We start from the raw sequence: 20429 nt of genomic DNA, 5'->3' as shown, positions 1-20429 counted from the left end.
TTCCTGATTGATTATGTTTGTCGTGCAACTTTACTAGTCCGTCAGCGGTAAACGCTTGTCACACCATCAGAAGTTATGTTGCAGACTGACGGTGACATTAGCAGGATCACCATAGCTGTAACAGGTCGTACAGATCCCGGCGTAATATTTTTTATCAAACACATTATTGATGTTGACCTGTACCTGAGTCTGGCGGGTAATGTCGTAGCGCCCCATCAGATCAACCAAAGCATAGTCACCCTGCTCGGTGCGATAACCGCTGCTGTCATCAGCGAAAATACGGCTTTGCCATTTGACACCCCCCCTAAAGTCAGCTCAGGCAGTGCTGAGGTAAAGTTATAGGTAGTAAACAGTTTGAACTGCTTACGCGGGCGAGTTGTGCTAACTGGCTGGTCATCTTTATCCTTAGCCGTGTATTGCGAGTAGCCCGCACTCAGATTCCATCCGTCCGTCACCTGACCGTTCGCCTCCAGCTCAAAGCCGTTACTGGTCACCCCGTCAACCTCACGATAAATCGTTTCACCTTTGCTGTTCAGCGTGCCGGTCGATTCAGCCAGGTTATCCTGCTCAATGCGGAATACCGAGATGGCAGTATGAATCTGATCATCAGCAAAACTGCTCTTTAGTCCCACTTCGTAGTTTTTACCGGTCAGCGGATCGATGAAGTCGCCGCTGGCATCTTTATTGAATTGCGGCTGGAAGATCTCAGCATAGCTCACGTAGGCACGATGCTGGGCGGTCAAATCGTAGAGTAATCCGGTGTATGGCGTGATCACCCCGTTATCACCATAGTCGACCTTACTGGTTGCCGAAGCTGTCGAATACAGGCCATCACGATTCCAGTTGGAGACCCGGCTGCCTACAATCCATTTCAAATCGTCTGTTACATCGAAACGGGCTGCGGCATAAAAACCCAGCTCTTCAGTGGTGTAGTCGGAATCGAGTGAACGTTGCGGCCAGCCTGATACCGATACGTTGCCCTGATAATCCAGTAAGCTCTGGTTGAAATTCTGGCCACTTTCAGCCGGATAGCCGTAATAGATTTTTCGGGTCTGATGACTGAACAGCGCACCGGCAACAAAGTCGTGCTGACGGCCAAATAAACCAAAGTCACCATTCAGCTGTGTACCAATACTATCGATGGTGGCTTTTGAATCTCCATTGATAAGCCACTGTCCCAGTGAAGCACCACCATCTGCCTTGTCTATCTGACCACCGATATAGAACAGTTTGTCATCATTAGTGTATTCATTGTGGCTGTAATCGGTCTTGAGACGCCAGCCGTTAGCAAAATAGTGCTCGAGATTAATGAAGTAGTATTTTGCATCGGTGTCGTAATAACTCCAGTTGGTCGCTGTCGACATGGAGCGTGACCAGTTAATCTTCTCGCCGTCAGTGTAATGGGACGGCAGTGAACCCCAGGTTGCACCGTCAGCATTATTATTTTGCAGGCCGGCCCCGACTCTCAGCAGCGTATTGTCAGTCATGTCAGCATCGACCACACCATACAGTACCGAAGTCTCTTTACTGTAACGATCCATAAACGAACCGTGTTTGTCGTACTTCGCCACAATCCGACCCCGTACAGAGCCGCTGTCGTTGAGCGAGCCGGATAAATCGGTCGTGATCTCACGTCGATCCCAACTGCCCGCTTTGACATTGACATAGCCACGAAACTCCTGACTGTCCGCGTGCTTACGTACGAAGTTGATCGCAGCGGCCGGATTCCCCGAACCTGTCATCAGGCCAGTTGCACCACGTACTATTTCAACCCGGTCATAGATAGACAGGTCAATCAGGGTTTCCCCTAAGGCACCGCCAAGATCACCCAGCGATTGCGGAACACTGTCTACCTGATAACTGCCAACCACAAAGCCGCGGGATATAAAGGTGTTTCGCTCGGTGTCTGCTGGATCGACTGAGAGTCCAACCGCAGTATTGACCACATCTTTAACGTTCGACAAGCCTTGGTCTTTGATCCGCTGCTCGGTGATCACGCTGACCGACTGCGGCGTTTCCATATCGGATAAGTTCATACCGGTTGCACTGGATACTTGTTCGGTCGCTGTATATCGACCGGTCACCACAAGGGTGTCCATTTCCAGCTCGGATGATCGAGTCGTTTGAGCTATTTGAGATGTTTGAGATGAGCCCTCTTGCTGGGCAAAGAGAGAAGGAGAATAGATTGCAGCCGAAGCAAATTGCATGGCGACCACTGTCGCAATCATTGTTTTATTCATAGTGTTACGCTGTTGTCTTTATCAAAATGCAAATGATAGTAGGTATCATTTGCATTTATTTCAACGCCATGAACTAAGATTAATTGACAAGTTCAATTTTTGCTTCATTAATGTGACATAAGTCTCACATCAACAGTCGCCGTGCTGTGTTTTCTCCACCTGCTGATCCTTAATGATCGCCAGTAGTGAAGGCAGGAAACTGCGATCCTGGTACGAATCACTGTTCCAGATTTTGGATAACATCAACGCTTTCGGGCAGTGGAAAAACAGCGCTTCTACCGCCACTTTAACCACCAGCTTAGGTTTACTTTTTCCGTCCAGACATTGCTGACGCAGCTCCTCATCAATGTGCAGTGACGCGGTTCCTTTGATACGGACAATCTCTTCCACACCCGGCACCATGCACAACAGTCCGACTTTGGGATTGGCAAGCAAGTTGCTCAGAGTATCCAGGCGGTTGTTGCCCGGACTGTCCGGAAAAGCAATGGTGTGATCATCCAGCACTTTGATAAAACCCGGAGTACCGCCACGCGGCGATAGATCCAGAAACCCCTCTTTACCTTCAGTCGCCAGAAACATCAGCGTACTGTGCTGGAGAAAAGTGCGGCTGTGCTGATCAATATGGTGAACATCTTTTTCCACTACCAGTGGGGCCGGCATTGGATAGAGTTCGCGGAGTTGTTCCAGTGTCGTAATCTGAGTCATTGTTATTATTTATCCCTACACGTCAAAGAATGATGCATTTGAAAATGCGACTTACTTTTAATTGTTAATAATTTACATTACCATATTTATCACCGGATGACACTGAGCCAAAGGTTATGGCTGCTAAGAAATCATGTTCACATTAAAAGACGTCAGCTATCAGATAGATAATACTGTAATTTTACACCCCACCAATCTCACCTTTCCGCCAGGCAAGGTGACAGCGCTGCTGGGACATAACGGGTGTGGTAAATCCACTTTAATGAAACTGCTGAGCCGCCAGTATCATGCCAATCGTGGCAGCATTGATATTGCGGGTAAGCCACTGCAAGGCTTCGAACATAAATCATTTGCGCGCAAAGTCTCCTACCTGCCGCAACATCCGCCCGTCACAGACGGGGTCACTGTGCGTGAGCTGGTCAGTTTTGGCCGTTATCCGTGGAAAGGCGCTTTTGGCCAGCTCAACAGTGAAGATCATCAGGCGATTGAACAAGCGATTGAGCATACCGGCCTGACGGCTTATGCGGACCGCTTTGTTGCGACCCTGTCCGGTGGCGAACGCCAACGTGCCTGGGTTGCGATGTTACTTGCGCAGCAAAGCGAATGCCTATTGCTGGACGAGCCGACTTCCGCTCTGGATGTCCATCATCAGTACGAACTGCTGGAGATGATTCGCGAGCTCAACCAGCGCCTTAATCTGACCGTGGTGATCGTATTGCACGATATCAATATGGCCGCGCGCTTTAGCGATCATATCATAGCGCTCAAGTCAGGCCAGGTGATCGCACAGGGAAACCCCGAGCAGATCATGCAGACAGACGTTCTCAAATCCATCTACGGTATGGATCTCGCACTATTTCGTAATCCGGCTAACGGCCAGTTGATCAGCTATATTCCATAGGACGCCCCGATGAAAAAAATGCTTTTGGCTCTGTTTTTTATTTACACCAACTGGGCAGTTGCCGCAGCGGACACGGTTCACCCCCTCTCCGCTCTGCATCTCGACCATCCCCCCTACCCGCGTGGCAACGCTCGACTGGGCATTGAGTGAGACCGTCATGAGTCTGGGCGTGACACCTGTTGCCGCATCAGACACACAGAATTACAACCAATGGGTCAGCAAGCCGTCATTACCCGACAGCGTCGCCGATCTTGGTTCACGCACCGAACCCAATGTTGAGCTGCTGACTAAACTCAAGCCGGATCTGATCCTGATCAGCTCTTACCTGCTGCCCGCTTATGACACGCTGAGCCGCATCGCACCGGTCGCAGTGGTCGATATTTACAATGACAGCCAAACACCGCTGGCGAATGCTGAACAACTGACACGTGAGCTTGGGCAGATTCTTAACCGTGAACAGCAGGCCGAGGATCTGATAAAGCAAACCCGCCAACATCTGCAAGACAATGGTGCTAAACTGCGCCAGGCCGGCGCCGATGATCGCAATCTGATGTTCATTCGCTTCGTCAATAAGCAAACGCTGCGTATCCACGGTAAAGGTTCATTGATTAACGACACCATTACCCAGATGGGCTTGCATAATGAATGGCAGCAAGCAACCAACAGCTGGGGATTCGCCACCACCGAGATCAGTAAAATAGCGGAGCATCAGGACACGCGTGTACTGATTTTTGGCCCGCTGCGTCCAAAAAGACCGAGAAGCCCTGACCCAGTCTCCGCTTTGGCAGGCGATGGCATTCACCCGCAACAAGCAGGTGTATGAACTGCCGGCAATTTGGTCATTCGGCAGCCTGATAGCCGCGCGCCGGCTAAGTGATAACATTACCCGCCTTCTGACCGAACAACCATGAATGACTTAACCGTTTCTGCCCCTCATTCTCAACCCTTCCGCTCATGGCGGATTTGGCTGGGGCTAGGGTTTACTTTCTTGCTGCTGGCGGTGCTTGTCGAATTGACCGCTCCCTTTGGCGGTGGCAAGCTGCTGTTCCGGACACTATTTGACTACGACAGCGCTAATTATCAGCATATTGTGGTTGGTTTGACCTATCTGCCCCGCCTCACGGTCGCACTGCTGTGCGGGTTTGCACTTTCGGTTGCCGGTTGCGTGATGCAGTTTGTGTTGCGTAATCCGATCGCGGCGCCGACGACGTTAGGTGTTGCCTCTGGTGCTCAATTCGGCCTGATTATCAGCATGTTGCTGGCGCCGGGTTTAGCTATGCTTCCCGCAGTGACTTTTGCGTTTATCGGCGGGGTATTTTCAACCGCTCTGGTGTTCTGGTTGTCAGCCAGGAAGGGATTCGCAGCAGTTCAGATGGTGCTGTCAGGCATGGTCGTCAGCCTGTTTCTCGGCTCAGTGAACACCATGCTGATGCTGGTCAATGAAAAACATCTGACCAATGTCTTCGTGTGGGGGACAGGCTCTCTCAATCAGAATGGATGGGATGGTGTCTGGCATCTCGCACCGGTCATTGCCGCTACCACGGCATTGTTGCTGCTGGTGCAACGCCCGCTCAGTTCGCTGGCGCTCGGTGATACCGTTGCAGACTCAATCGGCGTTAACGTAAAGCGCTATAAAATTATTAGCTTAGGTCTGGCTATCTTACTGACTGCTGTTGTGGTCAGTGAAGTCGGCCTGATTGGCTTCGTTGGTATCGTCACGCCTAATATTGTGCGTCTGCTCAAAGTGCGCGCGTTGAGTGCACGTATCCTGCTCTCCGGCCTACTGGGCTCCTTAATGCTGTTGCTATCGGATCTACTGATTCAGGCGATACCCAAAGAAGTGACCAGCCAGTTACTGCCTACCGGGGCCATGACTGCGTTAATCGGCGCACCTTTTTTCCTCTGGTTGCTGACCAGAAACATCTGGCCATCGCAACACGCACAAACCGCTGACGCAGCCCTGCATTACAAACAGACCTCGTTCACACGCCAGTTGTTGTGGCTCGGTACCGGTTTAGTGGCGGTCATCGCCGTTGCAGCAACACTCGGCAATCAAGACAGCGGCTGGTTTTTCTCCATCAGTTCAGACGTACTGGCACTGCGCGCACCACGTCTTTTCAGCGCTCTGCTTGCCGGCATTGGTCTTGCGGTCGCCGGTACGCTCATTCAGCGTATGACCACCAATCCGATGGCGAGCCCGGAAGTGCTGGGAATCAGCTCCGGAGCCTCTCTGGCCATGGTATTATGTGTCATGTTTGGTATCAAACTTGGCCGCGACGGCCAGATACTGGTCGGCACACTGGGCGCACTGACAGTCGCGGCGGTGATCTGGGCCACCAGCCGTAAGCAACATTTCGCTCCGATGACGGTGATCCTGACCGGTATCGCACTCAGCGCGGCACTGGATGCCCTGCTGCGTATCACCTTATCCAGCAGCAGCGAAGATGCCCAGGCATTACTGACCTGGTTATCCGGCTCTACCTATCTGACGTCGTGGCGTGATGTGCTGATGCTCATTGGCGGAATCAGCCCACTTATGCTGATTGCCCTGGTGACTTCGCGTCATGTTAATGTGGTCAGCCTGGGACAGGTCTCTGCCGGCAGTGTCGGCATGCATGTCGGCCGGGTGCGGCAAGGTATTCTGCTGATGGTCGCCGCACTGACCACATTATGCACCATCGTCATCGGCCCGCTGACCTTTATCGGCCTGCTCGCACCGCACATGGCCCGAGCGATGGGACGCTACGATGCCCGTTCGCAGTTAATCAGTGCTTGCCTGATTGGTGCGATTGTCATGACCTTGTCAGACTGGGTCGGGCGTATGGTCTGGTTCCCGTGGCAATTCCCGGCCGGATTAATCTCTTCCATGCTGGGCGGAATTTACTTCCTTTATCTGATGCGTAAGAACTGATTCATCCGCAACAAAAAGAGTGATGGGTCATCTCATCACTCTTTTGCATCACGCTTCAGGGTTAGCAGTTTCAACACGATCAGTTTTAACAAGATCAGTTTTAACGCTATCCGTTTCAGGGCTATAGTTCATCAGCCGTACCTCTTTCATCCGTGACCAAAAACGCGATATCGATAACCCCGTTGTCATCCAGAGTAAAGCGGACACTGTCACGTTCGATGCCTGACTCGTCTTTTCCGGCACAGCCGTTAAACAGCTGCCAGTCATAGCGATAGCGCAACCGGTACTGATGATCGCTGATATGCTCAACACTCAGCACTTCAATCCCGTTGACATTGTGAGCCATCAGGTCGATATGGGTTAAATCCGGAATTAAACGCGTTTCAAACTCCGTCTTATGAGCATCTAGAAAAACCGCTAACTGCCGACACAAATCTTCATCATGCTCTGGGCTGGCTTTAAATATCAATGGCATCGTTTCCCTCCGTATCAATCGATTAGGATACCAAACACAAAAACGCCTTCCCGAAGGAAGGCGTTTTATCCACTTAACTCAGCTCTTCAGCCAGGAGTTGTTGTGCAGATTTAAGCTTGTCACCCTGACCGAAACCGCGCAGTCCGACCACGTGCACGTGCTCATGGTCCTTAAACACCTTACGTACCAGTTTATAGGTCGTACCCTTCTCAGGACTGATGTTTTCCGGCGCAGCAATCAATAACTGCATATCAAGGCGATCACACAGCTCAAACAAAGTCGCAATCGACTTACCATCCAGACGAGCCGCTTCATCCAGGAACAGCAGACGACACGGCATAATGTCTTTACTGCGCAGGCGGCGCGATTCCTCTTCCCAGCTCTGCACTACCATCAGCAGAATAGACTGACCGGTACCAATCGCTTCACCGGTCGACAGCGCGCCGGACTCGGCTTGCAACCAGCCATCAGAGCCACGGTTAACCTCAACACTCAGCTCAAGGTAGTTACGGTAATCCAGCAGCTCCTCACCCAGTACCTGCGGTGAACGCTGCCCCATGTCAATATGCGGGTTCACACGCTGGAACAGCTTAGCCATCGCTTCAGAGAAAGTATAGCGCGAGGTTTCAAACAGGTCCTTGTGCTGAGCCTGATTCTCCGCCAGACCGGACAACAGAATTTCATGGCTTTCACGTACTTTCACGTTCAGGCGCACGCCACTGACCTGACCAAACCCGATGTTTGACAGGCCCTGGTTGAGCATCCGAATCCGGTTCTGCTCACGCTGAATCGTCTTACGGATAATACTGGCGACGGAATCTGAACTGATCGCCAGGCGGTTTTCGCGCTGAGTCAGCTCTTCGGTCAGACGGGCCAGTTCCACTTCCATCTCTTCGATTGCTTCCACCGGATCGTCGGTACGAATAATGTCCTGACGGATCCGCTCACGCAGGTGCTGGTAGACAGCAATGTAGAACAGAACCTTCCGCTCAGGACGGCTGTTGTCTTCCGACAGACGCAGCGCATCACGCAGATCGTCATTGTTCGCCACCGCCAGACGCAGTGCACCCAATGATTTATCTGACATCGAACGCAGCTCACCAGCCGATAGGTAAGCCAGTTCACGCTTATGCAGACGACGTTCGACATCATTGTCACGCGCCAGACGCAGTACTGAACACCAGCCCGCTTTGGCATTCACAACGAAAGTACGCAGCTCTTTGTAGTCTTTCTCGACCTTCTTCATCCGCTTGGCCAGAGACTTCATCTCCAGCTCAGTCGAGGTAATGGTACGCTCATATTCGCTTTTACGACTGCGCGAGCTGTGCAGGCGCTGTTGCAGTTCATCACGACGACGCTGAGCGCGTTCAACGGCGCCTTCGTCTGCGTGCACACCATATTCCTGCAGCTCGGCTTTGAATTCCTGTACGGTTTCCAGTTTGGCCTGATGCGAACTCTTCAGCGACGCCAGAACCTGGTTATACTGGTTGAGCTGTGACTGAGCCTGTTTCAGCTCTTCACGCTGACGTCCACGCTGATTTTCTGCCTGTACCAGCTTGGCTTTAAGTTGCTCACTCAGTTCACTGCTCTGATTGAGCAGATTAACCGAATCTTCATAAGCGAAGTGATGACGACGCTCAAGCAGATCCGACAAGGCGAAGATCTGAGTCTTCAGGGTCTGCAGTGCCTGGTCAGCCTGCTGGTACTGGGTTTCCAGCGCATCAAACTGCTCAGGGTCCGCTTCCAGCGCTGAGGCGATATTCTCCAGTTCGGCGACCGCTTTACCGTGCGCGGTGAGGAAGGTTTTTGCTTCACTCAGACGAGCAATATTGGCGCTGATTTCTTCTAAACGCTCTGGCAGGGAATCATCTTCCAGCAGCAGCATATTCGGCGCAATTTTGTCCAGTGCCGTCAGGGCCTGCTTGCTCAGTTGCAGCTGACTGCGTTGTTGCTGCTCCTGGTTATCCAGTTCAGCCAGAGTACGCGCAGCCTGATTGCGTTTATCGCGAATCTGCTGCAGTGCCTGCTCCGGATCGTCATTAAACGCCACCTGCAGGTGCTGGGCAACGAACTGGTTAAAGCTGCTGTACAGACGCTGCAGTTTCTGCGAGTCAAACGCTGCTTTCGCATGCTGTTCAACCACTTCTTCACGTTCATTGCGCAGCAGTTCCAGGCGCTGTTCACGTGCCGCGCGGCCGAACAATGGGATTTTCGGGAAGCGTGAGTAACGGATCTGGTGTGCATTAAGCTGCACGCAGACCGCGCCTTCAAGCTCTTCCGCATTCATCGCACTGTCATCAAAGGCATCCACATCGCCTTCGATCAGGTACAAGTCTTCCGGACAGTCGTCCAGTTCAACCAGTTTTTCTTTGATTCCAGACAGATCCGACACCACAATCGCGTGGCGCGCCGGGCCATACATGGCACTGAAGTATGGCGCATCGTCGATGGTGATATCATCATAGATCTCTGACAGCAATACACCGCCCAGCGTATCCGCCAGACCTTTCAGACGCGGATCGTCCGAACCACCCGGCGACGCCAGGCGTTCAATTTCACTGTCAAGCTGAGTTCGGCGCTCAGCCAGACGATCTTTGGCGATCGACTGAGCTTTTTCCTGCTCCAGCACGATCTGCATCTGCGCCATCACTGACTGGCTGTCAGCCAGTTCAGCATCACTCTGCTCACGCAGCGTTTCCAGCGCATCGCTGGCTTTAATCCAGGCCGGTGCAATGGATTCCAGACGGCTAATCTCAGCCTGGTAATCCTGTTCCAGTCGGCGTTGCTCACTGCGTTTCTCACGCAGCTCTTCGTATGAGGCTTCAACACTTTCCAGCAACGCCGCATGGCGTTCCTGCTCTTGCTCAACCGTCATCTCATCACTCAGAGTTACCTGATGCTGCGACTGATAGCTTTCTGCCAGATGGCGAACCACATTCTGCTGCTCGATGCGGCGTTCCAGGTCACGCTGCTGCGAGTACCACTGGTGTTCGTTCTGTACCACCTGCTTGGCATCCGTCGCCTGACGGACGAGGGCTTTGGCTTTATCGGCCGCGTCACCGCGCGCGACTTCGCCCAGCACGCTTTTCACCAGAGCATAAGCTTTATCAAACTGGGCCGCTGCTGCGGATGACATATCCAACTTGTGTTTCAGCGCCAGCAGTTCAGTCGTACGGCTCTCCTGCTCAGCTTTGAGTCCGGAAACCAACGACTGAGCCGTGTCGGCACTCAGATGCTGATCATCGAGCAGCGTGCGTGCTCTCTCCAGTGCGGTCACCGCTTGCTGATATTGCAGAGCGCGGGTTTGCTGAACATCCAGTGCCTGCTGGTAGTCAGCCAGTTGCGTTTTCAGGCTATCGACTTCTTCTTCAGCAATCAACGCCTGCTCTTCCACTGTCAGGACGCGCTCCTGCGCTTCCTCAACCACCATCATCTGCTCTTCGAGACGAATATTAAGCTCTTCAAGATCATCCTGATAGCGGGCAATTTTCTCTTGCTGGCGCAGTGCATTCTGCACCAGTTGCAGGTGATCGGAAGCCCCCTGATAGTCCTGCTCCAGGGTCGCTTCCGTTTCCACCAGCAGTTCCAGCTCTTCATGCACCCGATTAAGCAGGCTGTTCTGCTCAATCAAGGTTTCACGGGCGCTGAACAGTTCGCCACGCAGCGCCAGGGCTTGATCCATTTTCTGACGACGATCGTTAGCATGGCGCATGTAGTCGGCAGCCACATAGTTGGTCGATTCAGTGATCAGATGTTTGAACAGATCACGATCCGCCTGAGTGGTTTTGATCGCTTCCAGCGTCATTCGGTTTTCACGCAGCGCGGATTCCATGTCCTGGAACGCTTTTTTCACCCCGCCATTTTGTGGCAGCAGGTAATCTCGCAGCGAGCGGGTAATCGCACTGGAGATACCGCCGTACAAAGAGGCTTCAATCAGGCGGTAAAATTTTGAACGGTCACTGCTGTTACGCAGTTTCTTCGGTACCACACCCAGTTCGAACATCTGGTTATGGTAATCGACTATCGAAGCAAATGACTTAAAGTGCGCGCCTTCAATCGCCGTAACGGCGTCTTTAACTTCATTGATCTGACGCACGCGGGCATGGTTGTCTGACACGCTTTCAACCAGGACATCGGTCGGCTTAACATGACTTGGCAGGCCCTGAATCAAAAATGGTTTGATATCGACTTTTTTATCACGGCCGGCGACTTGTTGCAGCTTAACCGCAAACAGTACGCGCTGATTACGTGAGTTCACTACATCCAGCGCGGCATAACAGGCACCCGGCTGCAATTTACCGTACAAACCTTTATCACGTGAGGCCTGGGAGCTGCCCGCTTCTGTGGTGTTACGGAAATGAAGCAGGGTCTGGTCCGGGATCAACGCCGTAATAAACGCGGCCATGGTGGTCGATTTACCCGCACCGTTACCGCCGGACAAAGTGGTGACCAGATTATCGATGTCAAACGTACGGGCAAAGAAGCCGTTCCAGTTGACCATGGTCAGTGATTGATATTTACCACGTTCAATCATGCATCACCTTCCCGCTCTGATTGCTCATCATCTTGTGAATCCAATAAATCATCGTTATCCAGCAGGCTTTGCTGATTCGGCTCTTGGCTATGCACGACCGCCTCGCCATCACGAATCAGACGCAGCTGTGCATCCCGCATGTCATCGCCAACACGGACATCAGCACCAAAGCGGAATACCGCTTCTGAAATGCGGAATTTACCGGTATCGCCAATATTGATCAGCATACCGAGGCGACGTAAACGTCGCAGCGAGGTACGCACTTTTTCAAACAGTTTTTCTTTATCCAAATCAGAGCCGTTGGCACGGTTGGTGACCAACTTCATCAGCTTCTTCTCATCCGCTAACGCCAGCAGCTCTTCATACAGCTCCTGATTGGTGAAGATGCCCTCGTGAGCCAGACGCTCCGGGCTGAGGTACAGGAAACACAACACTTTACCTACCAGCATGTCCAGCTCAGACAGCACACTGCGGCTAATCAGTGAGGTTGAACGTGGACGCAGATAAAAGAAGCCTTCCGGCGCACGCACCAGTTCGGTGTTATAACGCTGATAAAACTGAGCCAGTTCCGGCTCAAAGTCGGACAACAGGGCATGGTTATCCATGTCGTCACTGGAAATATGACGGCCGGCACGCAGCAGGCTGTCCAGCGCCGGGAACAGAGGGTTCGCGATCGCTTTGGCCAGATTTTCTGGCATGTATTCATTAATATCGGTCGATGACATTTGCTTGTACCTTTGCACCAAATTCGTTGATCGCCTGCCAGTCTGGCTGAATTGCCCGATAATCCGAGCCTGAGTAACCGAGACGTACCGCCTGGTCGACCACAATTCGTGCTAAATCAAAATGATGAGTTCTCGGGTGAGCGGCGAGGTAATCACGCAACACGCTGCCAAGATCAATCGGCATGCCCTGCTCTTTATGACCTTTCAGCATTTCGCCGATGCGCTCTGCCAGCTCATCATTGACCTGTTGGAATTCTTCATATTCTACTTCGACCGGCACATGACCCGTCACTTCTTCGTCACGCAGCACCAGAGCCTCATCGCGCAGATCACTGAGGCGCTCCGCTTCGGCGTAAGTGAGATACCATGGTTGATCGAAGTAATCATTCACCGACTGACGCAGACGCTGGCTGAAGGCCCGGTTCTGGTCCATATCGATGGCTGTACGGATAAATTTATGCACATGGCGGTCGTAGCCAATCCACAGGTCAATCGCCTGCTGGCCCCAACTGGTGATCCGGTCGAGCTTCATCTGCAACCCAAACAGGGTTTCTCCGATAAAGTCCAGTTCCTCATCGCCATAGACAATTTCCTGAATATCCAGGATCTGGGTCTGTAATTCATCGCCCGCCGCCTGCAAGGTGTCTTGCAGTTCTCGCAGTGTGGACGAGGTCTCCGACAGCAGAGATTCACAGTTGATAATCGCATCGCGCCAGTCTTTATTGAGCAGCTCAGCTATCTGTTGTTTGACGGACTGCTGCTGCTCATCCATGACACGCTGGTTAAGGTCGATACGATCGAAAATTTCGCCTACCGAGTATTTCAGCACTCCGTAGACGTTTTTCTTCCAGTGACCCGGCGTGCCGCCCTGCTGCGCAGACTCCACCGCTTTCGCCATTTCGTCAGCCACCATCGAGAGCTGAATCGACAGTTTCAGCTTGGAGAATTCGCGGTGGCGAACATAATAGTCGGTGATGCCGACGGCCAGCGGAGACAGACGGTAGATACTGGCACCATCGGTGACTTCACTGGTAAAGCGACTGATCAAACGCTGTTTTACCAGCTCATTAATCGCGTTGTTGGCCCGAAAAGCAGACGCTTCGCCCGTGTCTTCGAACATGCGGGTCACAATCACAAACGCATCATGCAACTCGCCTTCACCTAGCTCTTCATCGAACCGTTCGTTGCTTAACACCGAAATGGCGATAAGAAACGCCAACCGTTCGGTGCTCAGGTTCAATGAGAAATCGTTCTGCTTGACCCAACTGACCAATTCGTCGATTGGCTGCTCCGCAGCGTTCTGAGTTAACTCACTCATTGTTATTCCTGTTATTGTTTTTTCTGGGCCCATACATGGATGTATCGGCCTAATGAGAGGTACGGCTCCTGACGGCAAAATTTCTGCTCCAGGGCCAGCACATCCTCATATTGGTATTCGCCCATGTTTTTCATGTTACCGATGTAATCACTAAAACAGCGAATGCCTGACTTACCGCAGATCTCAAATCCGGCCGCTTCTATCCACTGATAAACATCGATCGGGATAAGCCCTTGCTGCGGTTGCAGTTTAAATCTTTTACGATGTGGCATGCCATCAAGGACATGCGGAATATTGCCACACACGGCGTTTTTGTAGACCAGGCCATGATAGTTGTAAAACATCACCGAGACCATGCCACCCGGTCTTACCTGAGCGAGCAGGTTGTCCAGTGCAGCTTTTGGATCAGCCAACCATTCCATCACAGCGTGGAACATGGCAATATCCACCGGTTCTGATAAATGTTCCTGTACTGACTGTACCGGTGAATGAACCAAGCGATACTGCTCAAGCAACCCGTTATTTGCAATATCCTTCTCTGCCAGTTGCAGCATTTCAGAAGACAGATCACACAAGGTAACGCGATGGCCCAGGCGGGCCAGTTTTTGAGACATCTGAGCAAGACCGCCTCCTGCATCTAAAACGTGCAAAGGTTTGCTTATTCCATCAAAATGCGTTAACAGTTGGAGTAAATCTTCCCAAACAATGACTTGGCGAATCTCGCCTTTGTCAGAACCGTATATGTTTTTTGCAAATTTGTGGGCAATATCGTCGAAATTGCGATCTTCTGTCACTGTAGCATGCGTTATGATAATAAATCGTGCTGCTATTCTGTCATAGGAATGGCAGGAATAAAGAGGCTTTTAGCCCTTTTTATTATCAAGTGCTGTTTTTTCGGACTATTTGTTTATGTTTGAGCTGAAAAAAATTGTTTCTTCTTTAATGATGCCACTTCCGGCATTGCTGCTGATTGGTTTTGTGGGCCTGATGCTGATCATGTTCACGGCCAAACGCAAAACCGGATGCCTTGTTGTACTGTTCTCCCTGTCCGGTATTTTTCTGATCTCTTTTCAGCCGGTCTCCAGTCGTTTGCTGATGCCGCTCGAGCGTCAGTACACGGCTTTTTTACCGGTGGATGGCACCGTTGACTACATCATGGTGCTGGGTAATGGCCATGTGGTTGATGACCAGATTCCGCCGACATCCGAACTGAGCCGGGCGGCATTAATGCGCCTGAGTGAGGGGATTCGGGTGATGCGGATGTATCCCGGCTCTAAGTTGATACTGTCTGGTTATGCAGGCGGCAGTGAGTTCAGTCATGCGCGCATGCTGGCTCGTGTAGCGTTAGCGCTTGGCGTCCCTAAATCAGATATCATCTTGCTGGAAACCGCCAAGGATACCTGGGAGGAGGCACGTCAGGCTGCGGCGTTTGTGCAGCAGAGAACCCTGGTTCTGGTGACGTCCGCCAGTCATATGCAGCGGGCGCTGAACGAGTTTCACTCTGCCGGTCTGCAACCGATCCCTGCACCGACTAATTATCTGGCACAGAGCAATATTACCCAGCCATGGGACAAGTACACGCCCAAAGCACTCTATCTCGAGCAGACTGAACGCTTTTGGTACGAAAGTATGGGGCTTATCTGGCAATCTCTGCGGGACTGGGTAGCGGGACATCAGCAAACCGCTCCGCTACAAGGTTCTGAAACCACACTGGAATAATGGCAGATACAATAAAAAGACCAGCTTCAGGCTGGTCTTTTTACTCACTAGTGAATGACTCCTACTGACAGGCTGGTTACATCACGCCTCACCTTAGTGTTAACCACTGACAAAAGTATTAGTCACCGGCGAAATTAGTCACCGGCAAACATGTAGCCCTCGCCATGCACTGTGACAAAAATTTGCGGGTTCTTGGGGTCAAACTCTATTTTGGCGCGTAAACGACGAATCAGAACATCGATCGTTCGGTCATTTGGCATATCCACCCGATGACTGAGCAGATTAAGAATTTTCTCCCGGCTGAGCACCTGATTCGGACAAGAAGTCAAAGCGACCAGCAGCTCATACTCGGCCTTGGTCAGTCGCACCGGCTTGTCATCATGGAAGAGCGCGCGCCGGGCTATATCAAAACGCCAGTCCCCAAAGGAAATCGTTCCAGGCGGGAGCACACTTTCAGAGACCATATCTCCAGCCATCAAAGAGACCCGCCACAGCAGATTTTTAACTCTGGCTAAAAGCTCACGCAAGGCTATCGGATGCGTAATACAGTCGTCAGCGCCCATCTCTAAGCCGATAATCCGGTCGATACTGTCGACACGGCCAGTCAGCAAAATAATACCGGCGGTTGATTCCCCGCGCAGCTCTCTGGTCAGCAGCAGACCATCCTCATCGGATACATTAATATCCAGGATCAAAATGTCCACATGATGTTGTGTGAATATCGCCCGTAATCCCGCAGCATCACTTGCCTGTGAAACCCGATATCCTTCTTTGTCAAAATAACCAACCAGGGTATTACGTGTCACATCATCGTCAATAACAACAAGAATATGATTGCTCATGGCATAATTGGACCCATAAAAACGATGCAACCAATTTTAAATATTGCCAATGGCAATTCTAGCATTCACGGCAAAAATCCACGCCTTTATTGATTCAAGACAAGCTCTGACAGCAATGGCTTCTCCCCACAAACAACAAAACCTATTTTGTTTAACCGTTTTTTCACTTAACGCATTATTACTATTGATGATTATTGATTAGACTTACTACAAGTACACGCAGCCGGAGTCTGACCATGCAAGACATGCAAGAACTGAAAGCTTTCAATGATCAACGCGCCGAACTCTATTGGTGGTTATCCAGTTTATTCAACCAGGAACTGAGCGCCAAAGAGCTGGCCCAATATCATTCTCCGCAGATTCGTGGTTTCCTTTCCGGATTAGGTGAAAATGACGAACTCAAGCCCGCCGTCCGCAACATCATCAACGCCCTTAACCGATTACTGGAAAGACAGGACGCGCAATTTGAGCTCGCCGCCGATTTTTGCCGTTTGTTTCAGGGGATCCAACCTCAAGCGCCTATCCCCTGCGCTTCTCATTACAACAACACATCCACTCCCGGCCATGACACAGCTGCGTCAGAAATGGCGCAGCTGATGAAAGCCGCCGGCATTGCTAATCCCTCACCGACGCAACCTGCCGATCACATCGCGGTGGAACTCGACTTTCTCGGTCATATGATCATGCGCAGCAATGAGCTGGAGAAACCGGTCCATATGGAGCAGGCATTCGCTGAACAGGCCATTTTTATCGAGAACAGTTTAATCAATTGGGTGCCACAATTTGCCCAGCGGTGCCGTGAGCATGACACCTTCGGATTTTACGCGGCCGTCACTGACCTGCTGGTTGCGTTATTAAAACTCGACTTAGCCTATCTCACCAACGAGTAACAGGCTTTTATAGCGCTTTAGGTGACCTAACCGGTCCGATTTAGTGATGATAATTTAGACTCATCCGATGAATTTCGTTGCGACTTAGAGCGTTGCAGTCTAGAATCTTGGCCGCAAACGATAAAATACAACGTTAAGATGCAAACCGCTGTTTAAGGGCGGTTTTTGTGTTTTTACTACTTATAGGCTTCACTTTGTGTAAAAGCCTAACCGCTGCTGAACCTGAGCATGGCTTCCCCCGAACGGCGGGATATACTGCTCAACGGGCAACATCCATCATGACGTATACCGTTCATGACACAATATTGTTGCATCGGCAGTCATCGACAGGACAAACCTATGGCTACGATTAAAGACGTTGCTCGCCTGGCCGGCGTTTCAACAACAACCGTATCTCACGTAATTAACAAAACCCGTTTCGTTGCAGAAGCTACACAAGAAAAAGTGATGGAAGCGGTAAAAGAGCTGAATTATGCACCAAGTGCCGTAGCTCGCAGCTTAAAATGCAACACCACCCGTACGATCGGTATGCTGGTAACCCAGTCAACCAACCTGTTTTTCTCAGAAGTGATCGATGGCGTAGAAAGTTACTGCTACCGGCAGGGTTACACGCTGATTTTATGTAACACCGGCGGCATCTATGAAAAGCAACGTGACTACATCCGCATGCTGGCAGAAAAGCGTGTTGATGGCATGCTGGTGATGTGTTCGGATCTGACCGAAGAACTGCTGGAAATGCTTGAAGCACATAAAGACATTCCGAAAGTGATCATGGACTGGGGCCCGGAAACTTCTCAGGCCGATAAAATCATGGACAACTCAGAAGAAGGGGGTTACCTCGCGACAAAATATCTGATTGACCATGGACATCAGGATATAGCCTGTCTGAGCGGCCATTTTGTCAAAGCGGCTTGTCAGGAACGTATTGCGGGCTTCCGTCGTGCGATGGCTGAAGCCAATCTGCCGGTATGTGAAGACTGGATCCTGGAAGGTAACTTCGAATGTGATACCGCTGTACTGGCGGCAGACAAGTTGATTGCCATGGATAAGCGTCCAACTGCCGTGTTCTGTTTCAATGACACCATGGCTTTGGGTCTGATCAGCCGTCTGCAACAACGCGGTGTACGTGTACCGGATGATATGTCTGTGATTGGTTACGACAACATCGAATTAGCCGAATATTTCTCACCACCGCTGACGACTATCCACCAGCCAAAACGTCGCGTGGGTAAAAACGCATTTGAGATCCTGCTGGAGCGCATCAAGGATAAAGAACACGAGCGCCGTGTATTCGAGATGCATCCGGAAATAGTAGTACGTGATACGGTAAAACACTTGACAAAATAAGGGTTTTATCGAAAATACGCATCGCATCCCATATGAGCACGCGTTAGTTGTGTTAATTTTGTTGCACCCGTTAAATATAAACTTTAGAATGAGTATCACATTTGCAGACTGTAAATGTGATACTCATTCAATGATTTAATCATCCTTTGATAAAAAGGAGATGTCACGCACAGGGCAAACCATCTGAAAAGGTGGGACGCAAAGCCTCCGGCCTGAACCAGTTTCTGGTAGGTAGCGGGGTTACCGATGGCAAAAATGCATTAATTACGAAGTTGACTCCCTACTGACACACATACTGCATTCTTTTGCTACTCTCTCGGACCTGATTTTGGTGGCGTATTAATTAATACACCGAGACTTAAAGCATGGATAAACCAATACTTAAAGATTCAATGCGGCTATTCGAACAATTAGGACGCGTTAAATCTCGTTCAATGTTCGGCGGATTCGGCATTTTTGTCGATGACACCATGTTCGCATTAGTAGTTAATGATAAATTACACATACGTGCCGACGACGCTTCAACTGCAAAATTTAAGCAACAAGGTTTCGAACCCTATGTTTATAAGAAGCGGGGTTTCCCGGTCGTAACCAAATATTTTGCGTTACCGGAAGACTGTTGGTCAGACACCGGACGTATTCTGGAAGATGCTAAAGCTGCACTTGCCGTTGCAAAAGCAGAACGGGAAACACAAGCCCAGGCAAAACCAGATCGTTTAAAAGACTTACCTAACCTGCGATTAGCGACAGAACGAATGCTGAAAAAAGCCGGCATTCAAAGCGTTGAAGACTTGCAGGAAAAAGGCGCCGTAGAAGCTTACAAAGCAGTTAGACAGTCACATACTTCAGATGTCGGTTTGGAACTTCTGTGGGCACTGGAAGGCGCGATAGAGGGCAAGCACTGGTCAGTAATCCCTCAGGCACGTCGCGACGAGTTGTTACAACGTTTGTCTTAATCCCTTAAAAATCAGAGCAACTTCACTTAATAAAGCACTCGCAAATGCGGGTGCTTTTTTTGTTGTTGGGTGAAATTTGGTTTATGGTGAAAGAAAAACACGATAAAACCTGTCTCACTAATTATCTAGCAAAACATCGCTATTTATCTTTCAGGTTATCACCATCAGGAGCACATATGAGTCGCAAGTGGGTTTGGGGAATTCTGCTTATCGGGATTATCTTAACAGCCAGTATTGTATTGGGCCCTTCCCTGACTCTGGAGAATGCGAAGTTACAGCAATCATTACTCAATGAGTATATTCAGAGCCATTTAATTTCAGCCGCCGCTCTCTATTTCTTCAGCTATCTGGTGATCACAGCATTATCTATTCCGGGCGCAGCGGTTGTCACACTACTGGGGGCCGCGCTGTTTGGTTTTTGGTTAAGCCTGCTGCTGGTCTCATTTGCCAGTACCCTGGGTGCCACACTGGCTTTTCTCAGCAGTCGGTTTCTGCTGCGTGAATGGGTGCAAAAGCGATTTGGGGCCAAGTTGGAAACCATCAACCGCGGTATGGATCGTGATGGCGCCTTTTACCTGTTCTCCTTGCGCCTGATCCCGGTGTTTCCGTTTTTTCTGATTAACTTACTTATGGGGCTGACATCCATCAAAGCCACCCGTTATTATTGGGTAAGCCAATTAGGAATGCTGCCTGGCACTGCGGTGTATCTGAATGCCGGCACTCAGCTTGCCCAAATTGACTCACTGGCAGGTATCGTCTCGCCTTCCGTGCTGCTGGCTTTTGCACTATTGGGGGTATTCCCATTGCTAATGAAGTGGCTGCTCAATAAGCTTCCCCATCGTCGCTCCGATGCCACTTAACCGGAT

The 20429-nt window shown here is 50.7% G+C and carries 18 protein-coding genes and 1 riboswitch; of the genes, 9 read left to right on the top strand and 9 right to left on the bottom strand.

The window, feature by feature from the left end:
• Positions 1-66: 66 nt before the first annotated feature.
• The 3 genes from KNV97_RS09605 to KNV97_RS09595 all read right to left on the bottom strand — a co-directional run bounded on the left by KNV97_RS09605 (position 67) and on the right by KNV97_RS09595 (position 2945).
• Positions 67-228 (bottom strand): hypothetical protein, encoded by a 162-nt coding sequence (locus KNV97_RS09605; RefSeq protein ID WP_322972727.1) that lies wholly within the window; start codon positions 226-228, stop codon positions 67-69.
• Positions 216-2240 carry a TonB-dependent siderophore receptor gene (locus tag KNV97_RS09600; protein ID WP_218562972.1) on the bottom strand — a complete coding sequence of 675 codons (2025 nt, stop codon included), beginning with the start codon at positions 2238-2240 and terminating at the stop codon, positions 216-218. Before KNV97_RS09600 ends, KNV97_RS09605 begins: the two co-directional genes overlap by 13 nt.
• 129 nt (positions 2241-2369) lie before the next feature.
• Positions 2370-2945, bottom strand: a complete 576-nt coding sequence (locus KNV97_RS09595; protein ID WP_136484481.1) for an MSMEG_1061 family FMN-dependent PPOX-type flavoprotein — start codon at positions 2943-2945, stop codon at positions 2370-2372.
• 133 nt (positions 2946-3078) lie between these two features.
• Here KNV97_RS09595 and KNV97_RS09590 point away from each other — a divergent pair, with 133 nt between their 5' ends.
• The 4 genes from KNV97_RS09590 (at position 3079) to fhuB (ending at position 6757) form a co-directional block, all read left to right on the top strand.
• Positions 3079-3846 (top strand): ABC transporter ATP-binding protein, encoded by a 768-nt coding sequence (locus tag KNV97_RS09590; RefSeq protein ID WP_218562971.1) that lies wholly within the window; start codon positions 3079-3081, stop codon positions 3844-3846.
• A gap of 9 nt (positions 3847-3855) precedes the next feature.
• Complete coding sequence (locus KNV97_RS21965) at positions 3856-3996, top strand: hypothetical protein (protein WP_256612765.1); 141 nt, start codon at positions 3856-3858, stop codon at positions 3994-3996.
• Positions 3997-4003: 7 nt separating this feature from the next.
• Positions 4004-4669, top strand: coding sequence for an ABC transporter substrate-binding protein (locus KNV97_RS09585; RefSeq protein WP_256612763.1), 666 nt, complete (start codon positions 4004-4006; stop codon positions 4667-4669).
• Positions 4670-4753: 84 nt separating this feature from the next.
• On the top strand, positions 4754-6757 hold the full coding sequence (gene fhuB, locus KNV97_RS09580) for a Fe(3+)-hydroxamate ABC transporter permease FhuB (protein ID WP_218562970.1): 2004 nt from the start codon (positions 4754-4756) through the stop codon (positions 6755-6757).
• Between the two features lie 121 nt (positions 6758-6878).
• Here the strand turns inward: fhuB and KNV97_RS09575 are convergent, their stop codons facing one another.
• From KNV97_RS09575 to cmoM, 5 genes are all read right to left on the bottom strand, one after another.
• Complete coding sequence (locus tag KNV97_RS09575; protein ID WP_218562969.1) at positions 6879-7232, bottom strand: hypothetical protein; 354 nt, start codon at positions 7230-7232, stop codon at positions 6879-6881.
• A gap of 73 nt (positions 7233-7305) precedes the next feature.
• Positions 7306-11766, bottom strand: a complete 4461-nt coding sequence (gene mukB / locus KNV97_RS09570; protein WP_218562968.1) for a chromosome partition protein MukB — start codon at positions 11764-11766, stop codon at positions 7306-7308.
• Entirely contained in the window at positions 11763-12491 is a 729-nt protein-coding gene (mukE, locus tag KNV97_RS09565; RefSeq protein ID WP_168797000.1) for a chromosome partition protein MukE, read from the bottom strand. The genes mukB and mukE overlap by 4 nt, the downstream gene beginning before the upstream one ends.
• A complete protein-coding gene (gene mukF / locus KNV97_RS09560; RefSeq protein ID WP_136484474.1) occupies positions 12472-13809 on the bottom strand; it encodes a chromosome partition protein MukF in 1338 nt (445 codons plus the stop codon). Before mukF ends, mukE begins: the two co-directional genes overlap by 20 nt.
• A gap of 11 nt (positions 13810-13820) precedes the next feature.
• Complete coding sequence (gene cmoM / locus KNV97_RS09555) at positions 13821-14603, bottom strand: tRNA uridine 5-oxyacetic acid(34) methyltransferase CmoM (RefSeq protein WP_136484473.1); 783 nt, start codon at positions 14601-14603, stop codon at positions 13821-13823.
• 115 nt (positions 14604-14718) lie between these two features.
• On the opposite strand from cmoM, the gene elyC reads away from it, so the two are divergent.
• Positions 14719-15528 carry an envelope biogenesis factor ElyC gene (gene elyC / locus KNV97_RS09550; RefSeq protein WP_136484472.1) on the top strand — a complete coding sequence of 270 codons (810 nt, stop codon included), beginning with the start codon at positions 14719-14721 and terminating at the stop codon, positions 15526-15528.
• Positions 15529-15662: 134 nt separating this feature from the next.
• On the opposite strand, the gene torR is transcribed toward elyC, so the two are convergent.
• A complete protein-coding gene (gene torR / locus KNV97_RS09545) occupies positions 15663-16370 on the bottom strand; it encodes a two-component system response regulator TorR (protein ID WP_218562967.1) in 708 nt (235 codons plus the stop codon).
• A gap of 245 nt (positions 16371-16615) precedes the next feature.
• On the opposite strand from torR, the gene torD reads away from it, so the two are divergent.
• The 4 genes from torD (at position 16616) to KNV97_RS09525 (ending at position 20423) form a co-directional block, all read left to right on the top strand.
• The gene (gene torD, locus KNV97_RS09540) at positions 16616-17260 is read left to right on the top strand and encodes a molecular chaperone TorD (RefSeq protein ID WP_218563409.1); all 645 of its coding nucleotides are present in this window, start codon (positions 16616-16618) and stop codon (positions 17258-17260) included.
• A gap of 339 nt (positions 17261-17599) precedes the next feature.
• Positions 17600-18607 (top strand): HTH-type transcriptional repressor PurR, encoded by a 1008-nt coding sequence (purR, locus tag KNV97_RS09535; RefSeq protein WP_136484470.1) that lies wholly within the window; start codon positions 17600-17602, stop codon positions 18605-18607.
• Positions 18608-18770: 163 nt separating this feature from the next.
• Positions 18771-18855: riboswitch (cyclic di-GMP riboswitch) on the top strand.
• A gap of 117 nt (positions 18856-18972) precedes the next feature.
• Positions 18973-19563 (top strand): TfoX/Sxy family DNA transformation protein, encoded by a 591-nt coding sequence (locus KNV97_RS09530; RefSeq protein ID WP_218562966.1) that lies wholly within the window; start codon positions 18973-18975, stop codon positions 19561-19563.
• Between the two features lie 176 nt (positions 19564-19739).
• A complete protein-coding gene (locus tag KNV97_RS09525; protein ID WP_218562965.1) occupies positions 19740-20423 on the top strand; it encodes a TVP38/TMEM64 family protein in 684 nt (227 codons plus the stop codon).
• Positions 20424-20429 lie beyond the last annotated feature (6 nt).

Source organism: Vibrio ostreae, from assembly GCF_019226825.1.
Classification (GTDB): domain Bacteria; phylum Pseudomonadota; class Gammaproteobacteria; order Enterobacterales; family Vibrionaceae; genus Vibrio; species Vibrio ostreae.
The sequence above is the reverse complement of the archived record's forward strand: the minus strand, read 5'-3'. Positions and strand labels throughout refer to the sequence as shown.

What these genes read in the sequence shown, in the direction of transcription:
- KNV97_RS09600 (WP_218562972.1), bottom strand. Translation starts at nt 2,240, where the DNA reads ATGAATAAAACAATGATTGCGACAGTGGTCGCCATGCAATTTGCTTCG.
- KNV97_RS09595 (WP_136484481.1), bottom strand. Translation starts at nt 2,945, where the DNA reads ATGACTCAGATTACGACACTGGAACAACTCCGCGAACTCTATCCAATG.
- KNV97_RS09590 (WP_218562971.1), top strand. Translation starts at nt 3,079, where the DNA reads ATGTTCACATTAAAAGACGTCAGCTATCAGATAGATAATACTGTAATT.
- KNV97_RS21965 (WP_256612765.1), top strand. Translation starts at nt 3,856, where the DNA reads ATGAAAAAAATGCTTTTGGCTCTGTTTTTTATTTACACCAACTGGGCA.
- KNV97_RS09585 (WP_256612763.1), top strand. Translation starts at nt 4,004, where the DNA reads ATGAGTCTGGGCGTGACACCTGTTGCCGCATCAGACACACAGAATTAC.
- fhuB (WP_218562970.1), top strand. Translation starts at nt 4,754, where the DNA reads ATGAATGACTTAACCGTTTCTGCCCCTCATTCTCAACCCTTCCGCTCA.
- KNV97_RS09575 (WP_218562969.1), bottom strand. Translation starts at nt 7,232, where the DNA reads ATGCCATTGATATTTAAAGCCAGCCCAGAGCATGATGAAGATTTGTGT.
- mukB (WP_218562968.1), bottom strand. Translation starts at nt 11,766, where the DNA reads ATGATTGAACGTGGTAAATATCAATCACTGACCATGGTCAACTGGAAC.
- mukE (WP_168797000.1), bottom strand. Translation starts at nt 12,491, where the DNA reads ATGTCATCGACCGATATTAATGAATACATGCCAGAAAATCTGGCCAAA.
- mukF (WP_136484474.1), bottom strand. Translation starts at nt 13,809, where the DNA reads ATGAGTGAGTTAACTCAGAACGCTGCGGAGCAGCCAATCGACGAATTG.
- elyC (WP_136484472.1), top strand. Translation starts at nt 14,719, where the DNA reads ATGTTTGAGCTGAAAAAAATTGTTTCTTCTTTAATGATGCCACTTCCG.
- torR (WP_218562967.1), bottom strand. Translation starts at nt 16,370, where the DNA reads ATGAGCAATCATATTCTTGTTGTTATTGACGATGATGTGACACGTAAT.
- torD (WP_218563409.1), top strand. Translation starts at nt 16,616, where the DNA reads ATGCAAGAACTGAAAGCTTTCAATGATCAACGCGCCGAACTCTATTGG.
- purR (WP_136484470.1), top strand. Translation starts at nt 17,600, where the DNA reads ATGGCTACGATTAAAGACGTTGCTCGCCTGGCCGGCGTTTCAACAACA.
- KNV97_RS09530 (WP_218562966.1), top strand. Translation starts at nt 18,973, where the DNA reads ATGGATAAACCAATACTTAAAGATTCAATGCGGCTATTCGAACAATTA.
- KNV97_RS09525 (WP_218562965.1), top strand. Translation starts at nt 19,740, where the DNA reads ATGAGTCGCAAGTGGGTTTGGGGAATTCTGCTTATCGGGATTATCTTA.